The sequence below is a fragment of the Vibrio sp. 1CM24A genome, from assembly GCF_023161725.1.
Classification (GTDB): domain Bacteria; phylum Pseudomonadota; class Gammaproteobacteria; order Enterobacterales; family Vibrionaceae; genus Vibrio; species Vibrio coralliirubri.
Window position 1 is genome coordinate 310,498 of sequence record NZ_JALNTS010000002.1, and the last position, 21,123, is coordinate 331,620.

The 21,123-nt window shown below is 42.8% G+C and carries 17 protein-coding genes; 6 read left to right on the plus strand and 11 right to left on the minus strand.

The window, feature by feature from the left end; all coding sequences use genetic code 11:
* Window positions 1–12: 12 nt before the first annotated feature.
* Entirely contained in the window at window positions 13–4,917 is a 4,905-nt protein-coding gene (locus MSG38_RS05265; protein ID WP_248401214.1) for an Ig-like domain-containing protein, read from the plus strand.
* Window positions 4,918–4,999: 82 nt separating this feature from the next.
* Here MSG38_RS05265 and MSG38_RS05270 read toward each other — a convergent pair whose 3' ends face one another.
* Complete coding sequence (locus MSG38_RS05270; protein WP_017059708.1) at window positions 5,000–6,193, minus strand: class I SAM-dependent methyltransferase; 1,194 nt, start codon at window positions 6,191–6,193, stop codon at window positions 5,000–5,002.
* Window positions 6,194–6,321: 128 nt separating this feature from the next.
* Window positions 6,322–7,725, minus strand: coding sequence for a methyl-accepting chemotaxis protein (locus MSG38_RS05275; RefSeq protein WP_248401215.1), 1,404 nt, complete (start codon window positions 7,723–7,725; stop codon window positions 6,322–6,324).
* Window positions 7,726–7,813: 88 nt separating this feature from the next.
* Here MSG38_RS05275 and yccX point away from each other — a divergent pair, with 88 nt between their 5' ends.
* On the plus strand, window positions 7,814–8,101 hold the full coding sequence (gene yccX / locus MSG38_RS05280) for an acylphosphatase (protein ID WP_248401216.1): 288 nt from the start codon (window positions 7,814–7,816) through the stop codon (window positions 8,099–8,101).
* A gap of 58 nt (window positions 8,102–8,159) precedes the next feature.
* Here yccX and MSG38_RS05285 read toward each other — a convergent pair whose 3' ends face one another.
* The 6 genes from MSG38_RS05285 to MSG38_RS05310 all read right to left on the minus strand — a co-directional run bounded on the left by MSG38_RS05285 (window position 8,160) and on the right by MSG38_RS05310 (window position 13,790).
* Window positions 8,160–8,489, minus strand: a complete 330-nt coding sequence (locus MSG38_RS05285; protein ID WP_017057205.1) for a TusE/DsrC/DsvC family sulfur relay protein — start codon at window positions 8,487–8,489, stop codon at window positions 8,160–8,162.
* A gap of 160 nt (window positions 8,490–8,649) precedes the next feature.
* Window positions 8,650–9,315 (minus strand): Bax inhibitor-1/YccA family protein, encoded by a 666-nt coding sequence (locus tag MSG38_RS05290; protein ID WP_017057206.1) that lies wholly within the window; start codon window positions 9,313–9,315, stop codon window positions 8,650–8,652.
* Window positions 9,316–9,598: 283 nt separating this feature from the next.
* On the minus strand, window positions 9,599–10,363 hold the full coding sequence (locus MSG38_RS05295; protein WP_017059704.1) for an amino acid ABC transporter ATP-binding protein: 765 nt from the start codon (window positions 10,361–10,363) through the stop codon (window positions 9,599–9,601).
* Window positions 10,364–10,385: 22 nt separating this feature from the next.
* Window positions 10,386–11,483: an amino acid ABC transporter permease gene (locus tag MSG38_RS05300; RefSeq protein ID WP_248401217.1), complete on the minus strand. Its 1,098-nt coding sequence runs from the start codon at window positions 11,481–11,483 to the stop codon at window positions 10,386–10,388.
* A gap of 1 nt (window position 11,484) precedes the next feature.
* Window positions 11,485–12,690 (minus strand): amino acid ABC transporter permease, encoded by a 1,206-nt coding sequence (locus MSG38_RS05305; RefSeq protein WP_065677515.1) that lies wholly within the window; start codon window positions 12,688–12,690, stop codon window positions 11,485–11,487.
* A gap of 71 nt (window positions 12,691–12,761) precedes the next feature.
* Complete coding sequence (locus MSG38_RS05310; RefSeq protein WP_048610904.1) at window positions 12,762–13,790, minus strand: amino acid ABC transporter substrate-binding protein; 1,029 nt, start codon at window positions 13,788–13,790, stop codon at window positions 12,762–12,764.
* 480 nt (window positions 13,791–14,270) lie between these two features.
* On the opposite strand from MSG38_RS05310, the gene MSG38_RS05315 reads away from it, so the two are divergent.
* Window positions 14,271–15,212 (plus strand): bifunctional precorrin-2 dehydrogenase/sirohydrochlorin ferrochelatase, encoded by a 942-nt coding sequence (locus MSG38_RS05315; RefSeq protein WP_248401218.1) that lies wholly within the window; start codon window positions 14,271–14,273, stop codon window positions 15,210–15,212.
* A gap of 190 nt (window positions 15,213–15,402) precedes the next feature.
* Here MSG38_RS05315 and MSG38_RS05320 read toward each other — a convergent pair whose 3' ends face one another.
* On the minus strand, window positions 15,403–15,885 hold the full coding sequence (locus MSG38_RS05320) for a YajQ family cyclic di-GMP-binding protein (protein WP_017059699.1): 483 nt from the start codon (window positions 15,883–15,885) through the stop codon (window positions 15,403–15,405).
* A 12-nt stretch (window positions 15,886–15,897) separates the two neighbouring features.
* Window positions 15,898–16,956, minus strand: a complete 1,059-nt coding sequence (locus MSG38_RS05325) for a 3-deoxy-7-phosphoheptulonate synthase (RefSeq protein WP_048615990.1) — start codon at window positions 16,954–16,956, stop codon at window positions 15,898–15,900.
* Between the two features lie 207 nt (window positions 16,957–17,163).
* Between MSG38_RS05325 and MSG38_RS05330 the strand changes: the two genes are divergently transcribed.
* Complete coding sequence (locus MSG38_RS05330; protein WP_248401219.1) at window positions 17,164–18,051, plus strand: putative PEP-binding protein; 888 nt, start codon at window positions 17,164–17,166, stop codon at window positions 18,049–18,051.
* Window positions 18,052–18,225: 174 nt separating this feature from the next.
* Window positions 18,226–18,711, plus strand: a complete 486-nt coding sequence (locus MSG38_RS05335) for a DUF4442 domain-containing protein (RefSeq protein ID WP_086969797.1) — start codon at window positions 18,226–18,228, stop codon at window positions 18,709–18,711.
* A gap of 82 nt (window positions 18,712–18,793) precedes the next feature.
* On the opposite strand, the gene MSG38_RS05340 is transcribed toward MSG38_RS05335, so the two are convergent.
* Window positions 18,794–20,149, minus strand: a complete 1,356-nt coding sequence (locus tag MSG38_RS05340; protein ID WP_048612139.1) for a hypothetical protein — start codon at window positions 20,147–20,149, stop codon at window positions 18,794–18,796.
* 28 nt (window positions 20,150–20,177) lie between these two features.
* Between MSG38_RS05340 and MSG38_RS05345 the strand changes: the two genes are divergently transcribed.
* Window positions 20,178–21,086 (plus strand): S1-like domain-containing RNA-binding protein, encoded by a 909-nt coding sequence (locus tag MSG38_RS05345; RefSeq protein WP_179947250.1) that lies wholly within the window; start codon window positions 20,178–20,180, stop codon window positions 21,084–21,086.
* Window positions 21,087–21,123 lie beyond the last annotated feature (37 nt).

A 21,123-nucleotide genomic window follows, 5' to 3' on the forward strand; every position in this document is an offset into this window, starting at 1 on the left:
TTGAGCGTAAAAGTGACGGACGATGCGGGCAATAGCGCGACGTCGACCGAGCTTGAAGTCATCATCGATACCGAAGCTGGAGCAGGTATAGATATCGATCAAGTTACTGGTGATGGCATTGTTAATGCTGAAGAAGCTTCATCTGATCAAGAGATAACAGGGAAAGTTTCTGGTGATGCAAGTGAAGGGGATACTGTACATATTTACTTGGGGGTTGGAGATAGCAAAGTTCTTATCGGTTCGACGGTAGTTCTTGCTGACAATACGTTCAAGTTAGTCACACATGGTTCGAATCTTGTTATGGGTAACCCTGCAGATCTTACCGCTACTGTGACTGGAAGTGACGATGCTGGTAACGATTTTGTTGCTTCTAATACAGAGCGTTACTTTGTGTTTACCGACATTCCGGAATCTCCTGTGATTACAAATATCTCAGATGACTCTGCAGCTAGTGATTATTCTGAAGTTACATTGAGTGGTACTGGTGAGCCAGGCTTAACAATATTACTATTCGATGAAGACAGTAATCAGGTGAATGTAGCTCCGATTACAGTCGACAGTAATGGAAACTGGACCACTGATATATCGAACCTGGTTTCTACGTCTGTTAATGACAACGAATTCTTTACAGCCAAACAAGTTGATAATTACGGTAACACTAGTGAATCATCGAATACCGTACATTACTACCATGGCGATTTTGACCCAGCACAACAAGAAACTACAGATGACTTCGTCTTACTTGGTGGGGGAGATGATCAATTTAATGCCACAGTGGACGACATAGATAACAGATTAGTTGTAGATGGAGGCTCTGGTACTGATACCGCTGTGTTTGATTTCTCTTTGGATTCAGCTTTAGTACAGTTAAACGCTGATGGTTCAGTGACTATCACTGAAAGCAATAGTGATGTGAACACTTTCATCGAGTTTGAAAACTTTAACTTCACTGATGGTGGAAAAACTGTTGAAGAACTCTTTGCCCCTTCAGTTACTATTGTAAGGGATGAAGACGAATTCATTAACAGTGATAGACCTGTAGTTTCATACAATGTGGCACTGCCAGCTGGTGCTGCAGTCGGTGCGACGCTGTCGATAGAAGTTGAAGGTCAACTTACTGAAACTAAAGTTCTTACTCAATCTGATATAGATTCCGGCTCCTTATCATTTGATGTTGATATGGATACGGTTGTAGACGGTGAGCTGAACATTGATGCAGAGTTAACATATCAAGATCAGCCTGCAGGTACTCAGTTTATTGGGACTGATGCGTTATCTACTAATATCGATCCTAGTGCTTCTAGTTTTAGTATTGACTTAGGTACAGAGCAGTCAGCACAGTTCACGTTCGATTCTCACGTAAGTGACGCTGAAGATGATTTAAGCAGTACTGATAGTAAAGATGTTCAACTTTCGATTATTGACCTTCCAGAGCTTGGTTCTCTATATGTTGTTGATGGACAAACTCGAACATTGATAGATGAGAACACAGTTCTAAGTGAAGATTCACAAATTGAATATGTGCTAGATGAAACTGTAAATTCTGACCTGTCTTTTGATGCCTCTGTAGATTTTAACAATATTAGTGGCTCAGAAACATCTTATGCATTGGATAGTGGTGTAGTAATTTCTGGTGGTCGCTTCGATGGAAATAAGCCAGATTCCTCTAGTACTTTAACACCTGAAACATTGCATTATGATAGTGCGGACAATGAGTCAGGGTTAGGAGTCGGTGATAACGAACTTGATGTTTCAACAAAAGACTATATCTCTATAGATTTCACTCAGATTGGTGGTTCTAATGCGACTGAGGTAACTGTAACTGAGGTCAATATTGATTTTGGTAGTATTTGGGCTCATTACGCTGACAACAATTCTGCTGATGCTGAGATACAAGTTATCCTATTTAAAGATGGTGTTCAGGTAGGTAATGACCCTTACATCTTTGATGATGATAGCAATTCTGCAGTTTATGATGGAAGCGGTGAATTTACTGCCAATATCCAGCTTGATGGTGGCTTTGATGAGATTCGTGTGTATACAGTACATGGTGATCAGTCTAGCCAGTCTAACTCTAATATCACACTGCAAGGCGTTGAAGTTGTAGATGCGATTGTTTCTGAAAAAATCACCTATGAAGCTACAGATAGTGATAAAGGAACTGATACTGGTGTAATAACTATTTTAACTCCAAGTACACAGGATTCAACAAATAGAGCTCCTGTTTTGAATGACTCTCAGCTTGATGCCTCTAACGAAGATCAGGTGGTTAGTTTGTCTCTGGATAAGCTTAATATTACTGATGCCGATGGAGACCAGACATTTATTACAGATGTAACGGTAGACCCATCTTATGGTTCTGTTCAGCTTTTAATAGATTCAGAAGGGAAAGTGACCTCTGCAGAGTTTACACCAACTTCGGATAAACATTTCGATAGTGTACCGTTCACAGTTACTGTTTCAGATGGAGTCAAATCTGCTGAAGGTACTGCAACACTTGTAGTCAACGCTGTAGCAGATAAACCTAATGTCACAGCGGTATTTGGTGATGCTTCAAATGTTGTGACTAGTGATGCACTGCATACTAAGCTTGTTAATGCTGATGCTAACACCAGTTTTACTGAAAGTGATTATGCTGAACTTGGTCATACTGTAATGAATCAGTATGGTCAAACATCGGGAACTGTAGGAAATGACTTAATCGTTGGCTCTGATGTAAGCTCTGGTGATAGTTTAATTGGAGATGCTAATACAAACCCAGGTGGTACAGGTTCTGATATCTTTGTTGGCCGTGATGGTGATGATCATATTTCTGGTGGTACTGGTTCATTGGACGCTGAAAGTGCTATCGATACAGCAGTATATGAAGGTGATTTTTCTGAATACAATTTAACTTTTGTTGGTGACACGACGACACAACATGATTGGACTATCGTTGATAGTTTGAACCGTGATACTCCTGAATGGGGTAGTACTGGGGATAAACTGTATCAAATTGAACGTTTAATTTTTGCAGATGCTATTGTTGAGCTTAATGAAGATGGAACATTCAATGTGCTTCAAGATGTTGGCTTTACTGTAACAGCTTCGGTAGCAGATACAGACGGCAGTGAATACCTCGATGAAGTTAGAATTTCCGGGTTACCAGATTCTGCAGAAATTATTGATAAAGATACTGGTAATGTTCTTGGTGGTTTCGTAACCGTTGGTTATGAATCTGTCTGGGTCATCGATATTGAAGGTGACACTACACAGTATATTAACTATGACAATCTTGCAGTAAGAGATAGTTCAGGTGATCAGTTAGATGTTGGTGTTGAAGTCGTTGCTGTTGATGTGAATGAAAATGTTTCAACAGCGAGTACTAGTGTTAATGTTGCTGAAACTAACGATATCATGGCAGATCAAGGCGGGAGCGTACCAACAACAGTCATTACTCTGATTATTGATTCTTCTGGAAGTATGGCAAGTACTCCGAGTGGTCTAAGCGATATGAGAATTGAGTACGTATTGCAAGCGTCAATAAATCTCTTGCAAAACGTGGCTGCTCAAGAAGGCAGTGAAGATGTTCTGGTACAGTTAATAGACTTTGATTCTGGAGCGACGAATACTGGTTGGAAAACAGTTGCTGAAGCTATAGCTATTCTTACCACAGCTCAAGAAAAAGTAGATGAGAGAAATTATAACGGTATCTTCGATGCGCAAGGCGGAACGGATTATGAAGATGGCGTAGAGGCAGCAATCGCTGGTTACAATACTAATCCAGTTTCAAATTTGTCATCTGACGATACCAATGACGTTGTTTACTTCTTAAGTGACGGTCGAGACAATGGAGATTGGGACAGTGATACCAACAGCGATTGGGACAGCTTCATTGCAGATAAAGATGTGACTGCCGTTGGAGTCGGTAGTTCAGATAATGTGCCTGCGAGTGGTCTTAAAGAAGTCGCTGGTAACAATGGTAAAGTTGTTTATATACCAGACTCTCTAATCACAACGGAATTACCAAAACTTCGTCCAACAATCGGTATTGCTGGTTCGTTGTTACTATCTCTATCTGGCCTAGATGCAGTAGCAGTAATGATTGATGAGAGCAAAGCGTCAGTGATTCAGAAAGTCGATACTGATGGAAACACCATTAACCTGCCAACAGGTCTAACATTTACCAAAGACAGTGTTGGGAATGAACTGGTTGTTGATATTGGTTACGGAGAATTCCGAGTTGCACAAGATGGTTCATACTATTTCCAACCATCAAGTGACAGCACAGCAATTGAAACCGGTAAAGCGGTTGCATTTGAAATTCTTGTGACTGTAGAAGACAGCCAGGGTGTTCAATCACAGCAACTTATTACATTAAATCTAAGCCCTAGCGGTGAGGTAAATGTTGCACCTACTTCTTCGTTTAACGCATCGACAGGTGATGATCAGTTCCAGGGTACTGAACAAGATGACATTATCTTAGGTCATGCCGGTAATGATGTACTTCTAGGAGCTGCTGGTGACGATATTTTATTCGGGGGCGACGGTAGCGATATCTTAATCGGCGGTTTAGGTGATGACATCCTGACTGGTGGCGACGGTGATGATATCTTCAAGTGGGTTGATGAACCTTTGAACAACTATCAAGACGTTATTACTGATTTTGAAGTAGGCAGTGACCGTATTGATTTATCTGAACTCCTTCACGATGAAAATACAATGGATGATGTTCTTGAGCATTTGTCAGCTAAGATTAGTGATAACAACCAAGACCTAGAGTTAACCATTACTAATGATCAAGGTTCTCAAACTATAGTCTTGCAGGGCCAAGCAAGTAACCTTAGTGGTTTTGACGTCGATTCTTCAGGTGTTTATTCCGGTGATGAATTGACGAATTTAGTTAATTCACTAATGACTAACCTACCAAACTCTTAATTCATGAATAACAAAAAGGGCCGAAAGGCCCTTTTTTAATATGTCTGTTTTGTTATATAAAATAGAGTCTAAAGCTCAAGGATTAAAGAACCTTACAAGCAAAACCTTTCAGGTAGAAACCTTCTGGGTAGGCAGTATCTGTTAGGTGGTCGGCTGCTTGCTCGAAGCGTTCTACGAACTTAACAGTGCGGCCTGCATCTAATGCAGCGTCGGCGATGATTTTCTGGAACAAATCAGTACCCATTAAACCAGAGCAAGAGTAGGTGAGTAGAGTACCACCTGGTTTCAGGATTTGCATCGCAAGCATGTTAACGTCTTTGTAGCCGTTAGCGCCTGAAGTTAGGTTGTTCTTGCTTGAAACAAACTTTGGTGGATCCATGATCACTACGTCAAACTTAGTGCCTTGGTCTCGATATTCACGAAGCAGTTTGAAAACGTCAGCGTTTAGGAATACAGCGCGCTTTTTCGAGATATCAAACTCGTTAAGTTCAGCGTTGAACTTAGCGGTATCAAGAGCAAGTTGAGATACGTCAGCGTTGATAACACGCTTCGCGTCGCCTTTTAATGCGTAAAGGCCAAAACCACCTGTGTATGAGAAACAGTTAAGGACATCTTTACCTTTAACGTACTTCATAGATTCTTTGCGGCTATCACGTTGGTCCATGTAGAAGCCTGTTTTGTGGCCTTCCATGATGTTCACGCTGATTTTAACGCCGTTTTCTTCAATCACGATAGACTTCGGTGGCTCTTCACCGTGAAGAACGCCGACAACTTGTTCTAGGCCTTCTTTTTTACGAACTGCTACGTCTGAACGCTCGTAGATGTTGCAGTCAGGGAAGCACTCGATTAACGCTTCTACCAATACGCTTTTGTTAAATTCAGCGCCAGCACTTAGCAGTTGGCAAACAAGGAAGTCTTGGTATTTGTCGATTGTGATACCTGGCAAGCCATCAGACTCTGCGGCCGTTAGGCGGTAGCCCGTTAGGCCATCGCGCTCAATGATGTCTTCACGTAAAGACTGTGCGTCTTGAATTCGTTTTACAAAGAACGCCTTGTTGATCTCTTCTTTTTCAAATGTCCAAACACGAGCTCGAATTTGAGATTCTGGTGAGTAAGCCGCTTTTGCAAGCCACTGACCATTTTGAGCATATACGTCTACAGTTTCACCTTGTTTTGGTTCGCCTTCGACCTTATCGATACCGCGTGAAAATACCCAAGGGTGTTTGCGGCGTAGTGATTTATCTCGGCCTTTAGCTAGATGAATTGAAGGAGTCATAATTTACTCTGTTTGTTGAATTTGAAGGAGGGGTATTGTCGGGGAAGTACAGGTGAAAAGCAAATAAGAAAGGGCTGCAGAAGCAGCCCTAGTAATGATTAATCAACACATTGTGGTGGATATCAGTATTAAGCTTTAAGACCTGTCAGCAAACCTTCCATCGTATCGCTTTGTTTACGAAGTTGGTCAACATTGGAATTACTCTTACTGATCATCTCGCAGATACTGTCTGACTGATGACGAATCTCTTCAACACTCTGTGCAATGTTGTCAGCGACTACGCCTTGTTCTTCAGCCGCGGTAGCAATTTGAGTGCTGCTATCTGAAATAGACTGGTTCTTTTCCGCTAATGAACCGATCTCAACGTTCACTTCTGACATCAGTGTTTGGCCTTCATTAGCATTGTTCACCGTGACTTCCATCAGCTTGGTCAGTGATTGGCTGTTACGTTGTAATGACTCAATCATACTTTGGATTTCAACCGTTGCTTGCTGAGTACGACCGGCAAGGGCACGAACTTCATCGGCAACAACAGCAAACCCACGACCTTGCTCGCCAGCACGTGCGGCTTCGATAGCGGCGTTCAACGCCAACAGGTTAGTCTGTTCAGAAATACCGTTGATGGTAGTGACGACTTCATCGATCTGCGCTGCGTTGGCATCCAGCTCTTCTACTGCTTGTGAAGCGGATTGGATCTCTTGAGATAGGCTAGAGATAGACTCCAATGTATTTGAAACCTTGACTTGACCGCTCTGAGCAACGCCGCGAGCGTCCATCGTTTGTGAGCTAGACTCATGAGCAAGGGTAGCGACTTCGCGAATCGTAGCCGCCATTTGTTCCGTTGCACTGGCCAAGCTATTCAGGTGTTCTTGTTGGTTACCTGAGATGTCTGAACTTTGTTGTGTTGACTGGTTCAAGTCCGAGCTGATCTGCTGCATGAGAGCGACAGACTCTTGGATTGATAGAACCATGTTTTGTTCACGCTCCGCAACTTTATCGATTGTAATCGCGATTTCACTGAACTCGTCACGAACTAAGAAGTAGTTCATGCGGCAAGTTAAGTCGCCATTCGCTAGGGTGTTCAAAGCTTTGTTCATAGAGAACATCGCACCGCCAATGAAGGTCATGATGTAGTAAACACCTAGTGCGATAAGCGTTAGGGTTACAGCGATGATAGAAACCTGAGTTGTCGATAGAGCAGACCAAAGGTTTTGGTCATGGTTGGCAACTAGGCTGAATGCACCATTCATTACTGAAACAGAACCAGCACCGTAGCCTAAAGAGATAGTTTTAGAGCTGCTGACAAGCTGAGCAACTTGATCTTTAGTGAGTTGACCTGCTTCGATAAGCCCTTTCATTAAGAGCATTTCTTCTTGATAAAGGTGAGCAAGTAAAGAGTCCGCGGCACTATCTAAAACGAGAGTTAATATAACCAGGGCGAGAAGAGGTAATAAGAAGAGTAGATAGAACTTTTCTTGGATTTTTAGGTGAATGAGATATTTGTCAATCCAACGAAATGGGATTTCTTTCATAATCGTTATACTCGAAGTAAGTCCACCAATAAGCGGTGAATGAATAGAAGCTCGACTATATCATTCATATAATTTATGAGGCAACGTTATGGAAAGTTCACAATATATTTTTGTCGTGTCAGGCGTAGTTCAATGTGTTGGGTTCCGTTACCACACCAGTAGGCAGGCGCAAGCTATGGGGCTCTCAGGTTATGCAAAGAACTTAAATGATGGTCGAGTTGAAGTGTTAGCTGTCGGAGACAGTCAGCAAATAGAGAAGTTACATGCTTGGCTCAATATTGGCCCTTCGAGCGCAACAGTAGACAACGTAGTAATGCATCAAGTGAAACATAGTGAGCGCCAGGACGTACGCATAGGGGCGTTTAAAATACTGTAGTTATGGCACTACAGTATTTATATCGAACGTAACTTAATGACCTAAAGCGGGTTAGGTTTTACAAGCACTTTGCTGGTTTAGGTAAACCGGCGAGCTTGGTCGCTTGTTTTGCAGGGCCTTTTTTGAATAACTTGAAAAGGTATTTACTGTTGCCTTTTTCTGGGCCGTGGGCTTTTTCCATTGCTTTAACGAGCATGCGAACCGCTGGTGAGGTGTTGAACTCTTCGTAAAAGCTCCTTACAAAATGTACGACTTCTAAGTGTGCATCTGTAAGTTCAATCGCCTCGTCTTGAGCAAGAATTTCAATCATACCTTCTTCCCATTGCGTGTAATCCAATAGGTAGCCTTGAGCGTCGGTTTCGATTTGCTTGCCGTTATATTCAAACATGTTTAATCCAGAATCCAATTAACTATGCGGATAGGGTACATGACCAAGTTTGTCTTTCTCAACAGAAATTGTAGCTATCTAAAGAAATATCGCACTTATAGATACAAAAAAGCCCAAGAGATAGGCTCTTGGGCTAGATATTCTTCAGTGATGGAAACGATTAGTCGTCGCTGCCCATGATGCCTAGGATGCTTAGTAGGCTGATGAAGATGTTGTAGATCGATACGTACAAGCTGATCGTTGCAGAGATGTAGTTTGTTTCACCGCCACGAATGATGTTTTGCGTTGTAAGCAAGATAACACCAGTCGAGAACAGGATGAACATACCGCTCATTGCCAATGATAGTAGAGGCATTTGTAGGAAGATGTTTGCAACCATACCTACAAGTAGTACTACGAAACCAGCTAATAGCATGCCATTAAGGAACGACAGGTCACGCTTAGTTGTTAGTGCGTAAGCTGATGCGCCCATAAACGCCAGTGCTGTACCGCCAAGTGCAGTTAGGATGACATCACCCATGCCTGCGCCAACGTACATGTTTAAGATTGGACCGATAGTGTAGCCTAAGAAACCCGTAAATAGGAATGTGAAGACTAGACCCATGCTGTTGTCACGGTTCTTTTCTGTTAGGAAAAGTAGGCCGTAGAAGCCAACAAGCATGATAATAAGACCCGGGCGAGGAAGGTTCATCGCCATGGATACGCCTGCTACAACAGCAGACCAAAGTAGTGTCATAGACAGTAATGCGTAGGTATTACGCAACACTTTATTGGTTTGCAGAGCACTTTCTTGAGATGCTGTGCGTGAAAACATAGGGCTGTTCATAATCTTCCTCGTAAGGTGACTTCAATAGTTATTAGTACATTTATGGGGGTGAAAGTTCGAAAAATCAAGTCTCTCATTCCTCTTGTATACGTAAAATAATAATCAAAATAGTCGGTTAAGTGTTTCTGAAGGTGTAACAAAGTATTTCTTAAAGTGCAGTTAAGGTTCGATGTTCAATTTTTATCGCACTGAGTCGCTGTTTATAATCTTGAAAAACTTAATTATAACACTGAAAACAAAGAGGCGACCTAAGCCGCCTCTGTAGTCTATGCATCATAACACATTAGTGGTGTAAGATTTGGCTTAAGAAGTTCTGCGTTCTGTCTGATTGTGGATTTTCAAAGAAATCGACAGGGTTGTTCTCTTCTATGATTTCACCGGCATCCATGAAGATAACGCGATCTGCGACCTCTTTAGCAAAGCCCATCTCGTGCGTTACACAAAGCATCGTCATGCCTTCTTCTGCAAGCTCAACCATTACGTCTAACACCTCACGAACCATTTCTGGATCGAGTGCCGACGTTGGCTCATCAAACAGCATCACTTGAGGGTTCATACACAAAGAGCGAGCGATAGCTACACGCTGCTGTTGACCACCTGAAAGCTGACCTGGGAACTTGTCCGCTTGCTCAGGGATTTTTACGCGCTCTAGGTACTTCATTGCAATCGCTTCGGCTTCTTCTTTTGGCATCTTTTTGACCCAAATAGGGGCCAGAGTACAGTTCTCTAATACCGTCAGATGTGGAAACAGATTGAAGTGCTGGAAACACATGCCGACATCTCGGCGAACGGCTTCAATGTTCTTTAGATCTTCCGTTAATTCATTACCTGAAACGAAGATATGACCTTTTTGGTGCTCTTCTAATCGGTTTATACAGCGGATCATCGTTGATTTACCAGAGCCTGAAGGGCCACAGATAACGATTTTCTCGCCTTTTTTAACTTCTAGATTGATGTTCTTAAGTACGTGGAATTCACCGTACCACTTGTTCATGTCTTTCAACTCGATCATAAGACCTTGAGAGTTGTTTTCTGTCTGCTGCGTCATAATACGTCCTTGATCTTGTTAATTATCGTTTGTGACCGGTGTGAAGTCTGTTTTCTAGCCATATCGAATATCTCGACATGCCAAAACAAAACACCCAGAACACTAACGCGACAAATACATAACTTTCTGTTGAATACCCAAGCCATTCAGGGTCGGTATTCGCGGCTTGGCCAATCCCTAGTACATCAAACATACCAATAATCAAAACAAGACTGGTATCTTTGAACAAACCAATGAAGGTGTTCACAATTGAAGGAATCGTGATTTTAAGAGCTTGAGGTAGAATGATAAGCCCAGTCTTTTTCCAGTAGCTTAACCCCAGAGCATCAGCCGCTTCGTATTGGCCTTTTGGTATTGCTTGTAGACCACCTCGAATTACTTCGGCCATGTAGGCTGCACTGAATAGAACTACCCCTACAAGTGCTCGAATCAGCTTATCGGTTTCTGTCCCTTCTGATAAAAAGAGTGGCAGCATTACTGAAGCCATGAATAGAACTGTAATGAGCGGTACGCCACGCCAAATTTCGATGTATACGGTACACATACTGCGAATGATCGGCATCTCTGAGCGACGCCCAAGAGCAAGTGCAACACCAATAGGAAGTGACACTACAATACCAACAAGTGCGATGACCAGTGTAACCAGTAGGCCGCCCCATTTATGGGTATTAACAACTTCTAACCCAAAGACGCCACCGTATAGCAAGCCGGCAATGATAAATGGGTAGATGTTGACGAAGAACAACCAAATCCACGTGCGTTTAGGTGTTTTTTCATAAGCCAGTAAGGCTACAAAAATGGCCAACGTTGCGTAGAAAAGGCGAGGTCGCCACAGTTCAGCTTCTGGGTAGAAGCCATACATGAATTGGTCCCAACGAACGCTGATAAAAACCCAACAAGCGCCTTCGCTAGTACAGGCATCACGTGTGGTTCCTATCCAGTCAGCACTGATGAATGCCCAATCCGCTACTGCCCATAGAAGGGTAAAAGCAAAGTAAGCAAGAACCACAGTGACGACGCTGTTAACGGGTCCATTAAATAGATTTTTTCTTAACCAACCGACTGGCCCAACGGTATTCGCTGGAGGCGGAAGATCAGGTTGAAATTGATGTGTACTCATCTTATCTCTCCACCAACGCTACTTTGCGGTTGTATATGTTCATTAGAGCAGACGTTAATAGGCTCAAGGTTAGGTAGACGCCCATTGTCATCGCGATTACTTCGATAGCTTGTCCAGTTTGGTTCAGTGTTGTTCCTGCAAATACAGAGACAAGATCAGGGTAACCAATGGCCATCGCAAGTGATGAGTTTTTAGTCAGGTTTAGGTACTGACTGGTTAGTGGTGGGATAATAATTCTTAATGCTTGTGGAATAATGACAAGCTTTAGAGTTCTAGAACGTGGGATGCCTAGAGACATCGCAGCCTCAGTTTGCCCATGGTTTACCGCGTTAATACCTGAACGAACAATCTCAGCAATGAACGCTGCTGTGTAGATACTTAAAGCGAGCATCAATGCAGCAAGCTCAGGGATTATGCTAACACCACCCTTGAAGTTAAACCCCTTCAACACAGGGTAATCCGCAGAGATAGGCATGCCCATAACAAAATAAGTTACCAACGGTAAGCCTAAAATCAACGCAGCGGCAATTCGCAACATCGGTGTTTGTTGGCCGGTCAGTTTCTGTCTGTTCTTAGCCCAGATGTTGATAATAAACGTAGCGATAATACCGACAATCAATGATGCGATGACAATGCTACTGCCTTGCTCAAACACGGGTGCAGGGAAGTACAATCCACGTACGTTCAAGAAAATTGCTTCACCTAGGCTCATACTTTGACGAGCAGAAGGTAAGGCTTGTAGAACGGCGAAGTACCAGAAAAAGATTTGTAATAGAAGAGGGATATTTCGGAATATCTCAATGTAGACAGCTGCAAATCGGCTAACTAGCCAGTTTGAAGAGAGTCTAGCGATACCCATACTAAAGCCCAGCACTGTCGCTAGCATGATGCCGAGTACTGAAACCAAAGCGGTATTGAGAAGACCGATAAAGAATGTACGACCGTATGAGAAAGTCTCGTCGTATTCAATCAGTGTTAAGCCGATACCAAAACCAGCTTCTTGGGAGAGAAAATCAAAACCTGTGGTGATACCACGGGAATCTAAGTTTGTGAGTGCATTATTTACAATCGTGTAAAAGAAAGCACAAAGCGCCCCGACGGCGATAATTTGGAAAATGATGGAGCGAAAAGTGGGGTTGTAAAATAAGTTGGCACTTTTGGGCTGTGGCTTTGCCTGAGCTGGAGAAATAGTTTCATTAGGTTTCATACTACTATAACCTCAAATCCATTTAATAAATAGGGCGGAAAACTCCGCCCTAATTGATGCTTGAAAATTTATTAACGGATTGGTGGAGCGTACATAAAGCCGCCCGCATTCCATAATGCATTTACACCACGAGAGATCTGAAGTGGAGAACCTGTACCAACAGTACGCTCAAAACTCTCACCGTAGTTACCAACTTGCTTAATTACTTGGTAACCCCAGTCGTCGCGAATGCCAAGGCCTTTACCTTTAGGACCGTCTACACCAAGAATACGTTTGATGTTTGGATCTTTTGACTTAAGCATTTCGTCTGCATTTTTAGAAGAGATGCCGTATTCTTCCGCGTTAATCATTGCTGAAAGTGTCCACTTAGCAACGTTAAACCATTTATCATCATCTTGACGAACAACAGGGCCTAGAGGCTCTTTAGAGATGATTTCAGGAAGTACTTCTGCAGATTTAGGATCAGCTAGGTTTAGGCGAAGTGCGTATAGACCAGATTGGTCAGTCGTTAGCACGTCACAACGACCTGCGTCGAAACCTTTAGATGTTTGTGCTGCCGTATCGAATACCACTGGCTTGTAAGACATGCCACTGTTACGGAAGTAATCGGCTAGGTTAAGTTCAGTTGTTGTACCTGATTGAACACATACAGAAGCGCCATCAAGTTCTTGAGCACTTGTTAGGCCAAGTTCTTTCTTAACCATGAAGCCTTGACCATCGTAGTAGTTAACGCCTACGAAGTTCAGACCTAGAGCAGTGTCACGATGTAATGTCCATGTTGTGTTACGAGATAGTACGTCGATTTCACCAGATTGAAGCGCAGTAAAACGCTCTTTTGCTGTTAGAGGTACATACTTAACTTTAGTCTTGTCACCGAGTACGGCCGCTGCAAGAGCTTGACAATACTCAACATCAATTCCTTCCCATTCACCTTTTGAGTTAGGGTTAGAGAACCCTGGAAGACCGGTACTTACACCACAAGTTAGAAAACCTTGAGATGTGACTTTGTCCAGAGTGCTTTCTGCCGCTGATGCCGATGTTGCCATCATCGCAGTTGATGCAGCTACTACTGAAGCAAGAAGTGTTAGTTTATTTGTCATTTGTATCCTTCCTTGTTAACCAGGTGACACCTGATACTCGTGCTCGTTTGAGTTTCTCTTATGTGTTGCGTTTTCTATGACCTTGTTGTTCAAATCAAACGAATTGCATTTTGCAAATGAAACTGTGTGCGATTTAAACAACTGTTTATAAGGTTAGGAAAGGATCCGTAGTTTCACAAATGTATAATTTAAAAAGAATTTTGAATGAAATCACAAATCCGAACACAATTAGAATGACCAAATGTTAAGTGAATGTAAATAGTGCAACGGTTCACACTGTTGGTGCAACAAGATTTAGGTTTTTATATTGATAATCGACTAGATAAATATTCTGAATCAATATCACAATGGTGAAATATTAAACTTAAGAAATGTTGAAATTTGGTCAATAAATATTTTTATTACACTTCGATAGTTATGAATATGCTCCAAATTTGGTAGCATGGCTGAATAGTTATTGAAGTAGTCTCAAGGAAGAACATGCGTTATTTCCCAATGTTTTTGGATGTAGAAAATAAGCCAATCTTAGTGGTTGGTGGGGGTGAGGTTGCTTGCCGTAAAGTCGATAGCTTATTACGAGCGGGAGCGGATGTGACTTTGGTGTCTCCCAAGGTAGCGCCTTACTTAAAGCAGCTTGTCGACGAGAACAAACTTCACTGGGTTCAAAACTTTTATTCGTCACAGATCATATCGAAAAATTACTTGCAGGTTTGGGCCACAACAGACAATCCAAGCTTGAATCACCAAGTGTATAATGATGCGAAAAAACTGGGTATTTTAGTCAATGTGGTTGACGATCTTCCTTACTGCGATTTCATCACACCTTCGATGATAAATCGCGGCAGAATCCAAATTGCCATCTCTAGTGGCGGTGCATCACCTGTTTTAGTAAGAAATATCAGAGAAAAACTCGAAACCGTATTGCCACAAAACATAGGTTTGATAGCAGACTTCGGTGCATCAAAACGCAATTCAATCAAAGAGTCATTTCCAACCGTCGACGAGCGTCGTAAGTTTTGGGAGCGATTCTTGTCATCCAGCTTTATTGAGCAGGTGACTGACAGAGAGCAGTTAGAGTCTTACTACCAGCAAGCGCTAACCGAAGGCATTGATAGCGAAGGGCAGGTCACTTGGATTGAATTCGAGCAAGATGTCGAGCTGCTGTCTATGAAGGCTTTACGTTTGATGCAGGAGGCAGAGCTCGTACTTTCACCGAGCGATTGTCCATTTGAATTTATCGACCTGTGCCGCCGAGATGCAGAAAGAGAGAGCTACGCCAACAGCGGAGAGCTATCAACCAAGCTTGAGCAAGCAAGATTAGAGAAATTACGAGTGTGTGTGTTTATTCCACCAGCAAGCGTAGAGTTTAATCTGTTGGTCGGCAAAGACCTAAAATTGTCAGCAGCCCAAGTACTCAGTTGAGGTAGTTGTTTCTAGTTGAAATAAGAGCTTTCTGGTTGTTTTAAATCGGCTAGAGGCTCGGAATAAAACTAAAACTGGACCCGATAAATAAAAAGCCACTTCCTATAAAGAAGTGGCTTTCTGCTATTTCATACACGACATTGTGCTGATGAATGAACAACCCAAATAGGCGGTCGCTCAAACTCAATAATTAGTCGCGGAAGTTGTCAAACTGGAAAGGTTGACCAAGTTCACCGCTGCGAACTAGAGCCATAACAGCTTGTAGGTCATCACGCTTCTTACCCGTTACACGAACTTTGTCGCCTTGGATAGAAGCTTGAACTTTAACTTTGTTGTCTTTGATTAGCTTAACGATCTTCTTAGCGACATCAGTTTCAATGCCTTGCTTAAAGATAACCGTTTGGTGCCAAGTGCGACCTGTTTGGTCTGCCGCTTTCGCTTCCATCGCGTTAGGATCAACATTACGCTTCGTTAGGTTGCTGCGAAGGATATCGCGCATTTGCTTCAGTTGAAAATCGTCTTGAGCAGTCAATTTTACTGATTCATCTTTGTAATCAAAGCTTGCGTCAACGCCGCGGAAATCGAAACGAGTTGATAGTTCACGGTTTGCGTTGTCTACTGCGTTACGCAGTTCTACTGCTTCTACTTCAGAGATAATGTCAAATGATGGCATTGTGTTGTTTCCTTAAGCTAAGTTTCTATCTTTAATTGCTGTTGCAAGCATGTCTAGCATTGTTGCAGTATCTTCCCAGCTTAGGCATGGGTCAGTAATCGACTTGCCATATTCTAGGTTGTTGATATCTGTCATTGGCTGGTTGCCTTCAATAATGAAGCTCTCTGCCATAATGCCTGCAATTTGGTTCTTATTAGATTTAATTTGCTCACAAATGTCTTGTGCAACTTCTAACTGCTTACGGTGTTGTTTCTGACAGTTAGCGTGGCTAAAGTCTACAACCAAACGTTGAGGCAGGTCGAATTCAGCCAGTTGCTTACATGCAGCATCTACAGATTCAGCGTCGAAGTTAGGGCCTTTATCACCACCACGTAGAATAACGTGACCGTATGGGTTGCCAGAAGTACGGTAAACCGTCATGCGGCCGTTCTTATCTGGAGAGTAGAAGTAGTGTGAAGCATGTGCTGCGCGAATTGCATCGATAGCAATCTTGATGTTGCCGTTGGTCGCGTTCTTGAAGCCAACTGGGCAAGACAGTGCAGAAGCCATTTCACGGTGAATCTGAGATTCAGTCGTACGAGCGCCAATCGCGCCCCAAGTGATAAGGTCCGCAATGTACTGACCTGTGATCATATCAAGGAATTCAGTCGCGGTAGCTAGGCCAAGCTTGTTGATATCTAGCAGAAGCTTACGAGCTTTATTCAAGCCTGTTTCAAGTGCGTATGAACCATCGAGGTTAGGATCGGTAATCAAACCCTTCCAACCTACAACAGTACGAGGCTTCTCGAAGTAGGTTCTCATTACCACGAACAGTTCATCTTTGTACTGGTCTTGAATTTTGCTTAGGCGCTCAGCGTAATCAAGTGCCGCATCTGTATCGTGAACAGAGCAAGGGCCTACGATAACTAATAGGCGGTTATCACGACCAGTTAGGATGTCTTCGATTTGGCGGCGAGAATTTTTAATGCGCTCAGCAACGTCGTCAGTAATAGGGTGTGCATTGCCTAGTTCGGCAGGAGTTGGCATAGGACCCAGAGCTTGGGTTCTCAACTCATCAGTTTTTAATGGCATGTGATAGCTTTTTTATTCTATTGCGAAGTGGTTAAGATAACGGAATTGAACAGAGGAATAAACTCTATTGAGTCAAAGTTATCTCAGTTATTGCTAATATTCTTATTTTTATCAGCAGGGCAGCGTCAAATAAGGGATTTTCACTTGTATTAACAGGCAGCTATCGGTATTTTCGTTTGAACACAACATAAAAATGCTGGAGCAGCAATGACTCAAGAAAATCAAAGCACTTTGCACCCAGAACTTGTCTTAGGTGATGTGCTGCCTTCTTATAACGATAATAATAATTCCAACCACTTATACGTTTCGTTATCAGAATTAGTGATGGATCGTGTCTTCTACCACCCAAGTATCGAAAGTCACTTAGATACACTGACTGATATCGAAAAAACGTCTTTAGATGCAATTCTTGGCGATAAAACAGTCGATGAGCATTTTGTGTCGACCTTAGTGATTGCCATTCAAGCTGCCGTTCAGCCAAATCACACTTCTGTTCGTATCGCATTAAGTAGTGCAGACAGCTATGGCTTCCGTTCGCTACTTGGCGGGAACTGTGAAGCTGAAGAGGTTAACCCAGCACTAGGCGTTCGTGGCGTTGCTCGCTATGCGACACCAGAATACAGCAAGGCTTTCGCTTTAGAATGTCAGGTTATTAAGGCATTACGTGAGCAGGGCATCAACGTTGAAGTAGTTGTGCCTTACGTTCGTGCGTTAAGCGATGCCGCTAAGATTATTGACCTGCTTGCCGAGCAAGGGTTACCACGTGGTCTTAACGGTTTGAAAGTACTGTTCTCGTGCGATGTGCCGTCTGCAGTGCTACTGAGCGAAAGATTGCTGCATTACTTCGATGGTGTAGTGGTAAACGTTGATAGCTTAGCGTGTTTCACTCTAGGCGTAGACAAACACAATGAAGCTCAGCAACACGCTTTTGATCCACAAAACGAGGCGGTTATTACTTTGTTGGATATGATTGTTAAAGCAACCCTGAACGCGAAGAAACCAGTGCTGCTAGTAACTCAAGGCTTAGTCGATTACCCACGCCTACAAAGTTACATAGCTGATCTTGAAGGCGTAGAAACGGTCGTGACTGCATAAATCGGTTTGTTGTCTTAGTAAATCAACTTGCTATATCCGTTTATTTGAAGCGCTAAAGCTTTGAGAATGAGAGATATCATTATGCGATGATATCTCTTTTTTGTAACATTTTTTTGACATCTCTATCGCTAATCGATTAACTGGTCTGATGACTTATTTGACTAGGTAATCCGAATGTTGACCCCTCTACAAAAAGCAAATTTCTACTTGAGCATGTTTGGTTTTTTCAAAGTGCCTCTGATCTGGTTATGCAGACCAAAATTGCTCGCACTGGATAACCAACATGTTGAGGTCAAAATCCCTCTTAAAAGACGAACGAAGAACCACCTTAATAGCATGTATTTTGGTGTTTTGGCTGTGGGTGCTGATGTGGCGGGTGGTTTTCTTGCGATGAGCAAATCTCAGCAGCAAGGTGAAAAGATTTCGTTGGCGTTTAAAGAGGTGACGGGCAACTTCTTAAAGCGTCCGGAAGGCGATGTACACTTCACTTGTAACGATGGTGAGTTGATCAACACCATGCTAGAACAAACGATGTCTACTGGGGAGCGTGTAAACCAACCTGTGACCATTATCGCGACTTGCCCATCTTTGCATGGCGATGAGCCAATGGCCGAGTTCACGCTAACGCTTTCGATTAAGAAAGTCCCGTCTAGGAAGTAGATGGAAGCTTGAATAAGTGAATAAGTGGAAGAGCGGTATGTGAATTGAATATCCACATACCATTCTACATACTGTAGAAAAGTTAAGATTCTTGAGTGATTTGCTCGATGTCGACGATCTTTGAACGGTTCATTACGATTTTCCAACGGTAATAGGTCGGTTCGTTATCGTGATTGTTCTCTTTAATGATCAGGTTGAGCAAGTGGCGCTTTTCTACTGATTCACGGCTAACTTGGCCTTCATTCAAGCGATACACCTTGTTTGAACCCTTATCCATCAATCGTGTCAGCGCTCTGAGGCTGATGGATAACGTTTCACGGGTCTCTTCATAACCACTCATGAACGTCGATGTCGACATCTCAGTGTGTGAACGATAGTGCAGGATTTGCTCTTCACGTTGGACGACACGCTTCTTACGTATCGATTGAATACGGTCTGCTAGCTTAGAAAAGCTTGCGTAGTCCAACCACTCGAGTTTATGACCGACAGATTTATTGGTCGTCGGGTCGAAGTAACGACGCTTCCATTTAGGTTTGCCTTTACGCAGCCAGCGCCAAAGGATGTCTCTCAAGTCATCTTTAAAGATTTCACGCAACGCATAGATGAATGACATCGCCACGATGAAGGAGGCGGTAATCTCACCAAGAAAGTCACGAGCCAAGATCACAGTAGTAGTCACGACAACCATCACCAAACCGGTCGCAATGCCTTTCACGGCACGCTTAACGTTCTTACCCATGGAGGTTGTCTTCTCCTTGAGTACGATAGGGTGTTCTATTAAACGTCGCAGCAGTCGCATCTTGTTACTCAGACGGGTGACGTCTTCACGTACCCTAGCTGAGTTGTAGCGGTTGAGCTTGCGGTGAGCGGTTTCCTTATCACAAAGCGTTAAGAGTCGCTCCTTAATTGTGGAGTACTCGCTGCCACGTGGCATATGAGATACCAGCGATAAGAACTTTTGCTCTGTGTACCATGAAAGATAGTTATCAATGTTGGCGTAGTAGCGCTTAAGGTTCTCTTCATAAGGAATACTACGACGAAGTTTCTTGAGGATATCTAAAGCCAGTTCAATGACTTCATCTACTTCATCAGCCGTTACGTCGTCACTATCATTCTTATTCAGGCTACTTACCGCTTTATCTAACGCGATAACATATTGATAGGCGAACAAACTCAAACTGACACGATACTGCGTAATCGACAATCGTCCACGCTTAGCTAAGCGACTGTGCACCAAAGGTAAAAGTGTTTTGTCACTGTAGTAGGCACGTTTTTGAGTGATTGAGCTGTAGAAAAAGGCACTTTCAGAAAGCACTTCAGGAGTCAGTCCAAGTTCACCGGGAATGAATAGATAAACGTCCATGTCGAGCTTTTTTGTCTTAGCCATGGCATGGTTAATTTTAAGTGTTATCGCATCTTGTTTATCAACGGTGATCAACGATGTCTCCTAGAATGTAAAAATATGAATGAAACTAGCGAAAGCATATCAGAGATCACGTATAATCTCCGCCAAATTTAAAGTAGAGACAATCTTGATGATTAATATTGGTCAAATAAACAACTTAGAAGTAGTAAAACAAGCAGACTTCGGTGTATTCCTTGACGCGAGCGACTATGGAACCGTGTTGCTGCCTAAACGATTTACTCCTGAAGGTGTTGAAATTGGTCAAAAGCTAGATGTTTTCCTATACATTGATTCTGACAACCAGATCGCTGCAACCACTGAAAAACCAATTGCTCAAGTAGGCCAGTTTGGTTTGATGACGGTTGAAGGTGTTAACAGCACTGGTGCATTCATGAGCTGGGGCGTGAAAGGTAAAGACCTTCTTGTTCCTTTCAGCGAGCAGCGTGGCCGTTTAAACGAAGGTCAGTCAATCTTAGTATATGTGTATATCGATAAAGCATCGAGCCGTATCGTTGGTACAACGAAGTTCAACAAATGGTTAGACAACACGCCTGCGACTTATAAGCAAAATGAGCAAGTCGATCTCATTATCGCTGAGCGCAGCCAACTTGGTTACAAAGCGATCGTGAACGGTGAACACTGGGGTATGATTTTCCCATCTGACATCATCGGTAAGCTGTTCATTGGTAAAACATTAAAAGGCTACATTAAAAACGTTCGTGAAGAAGACGGTAAGATTGATCTGTCTCTTCAGAAGATTGGTGTCGCTAAGATGGATGACCTAAGCACTAAGGTTCTTGATCTGCTTGAGAAGAAAGGCGGTTACCTGCCTTTGAATGATAAGTCTTCTCCTGACGCTATTTTCTCTGCATTCAGAACCAGCAAAGGTACGTTCAAGAAGACAATTGGTGGTCTGTACAAATCTGGTAAGATCACTATCGATAAAGAAGGTATCAGCTTAGTTAAATAAGCGATCCTTTCGGTCAAAAAAAAGCCCAAACCTTCCT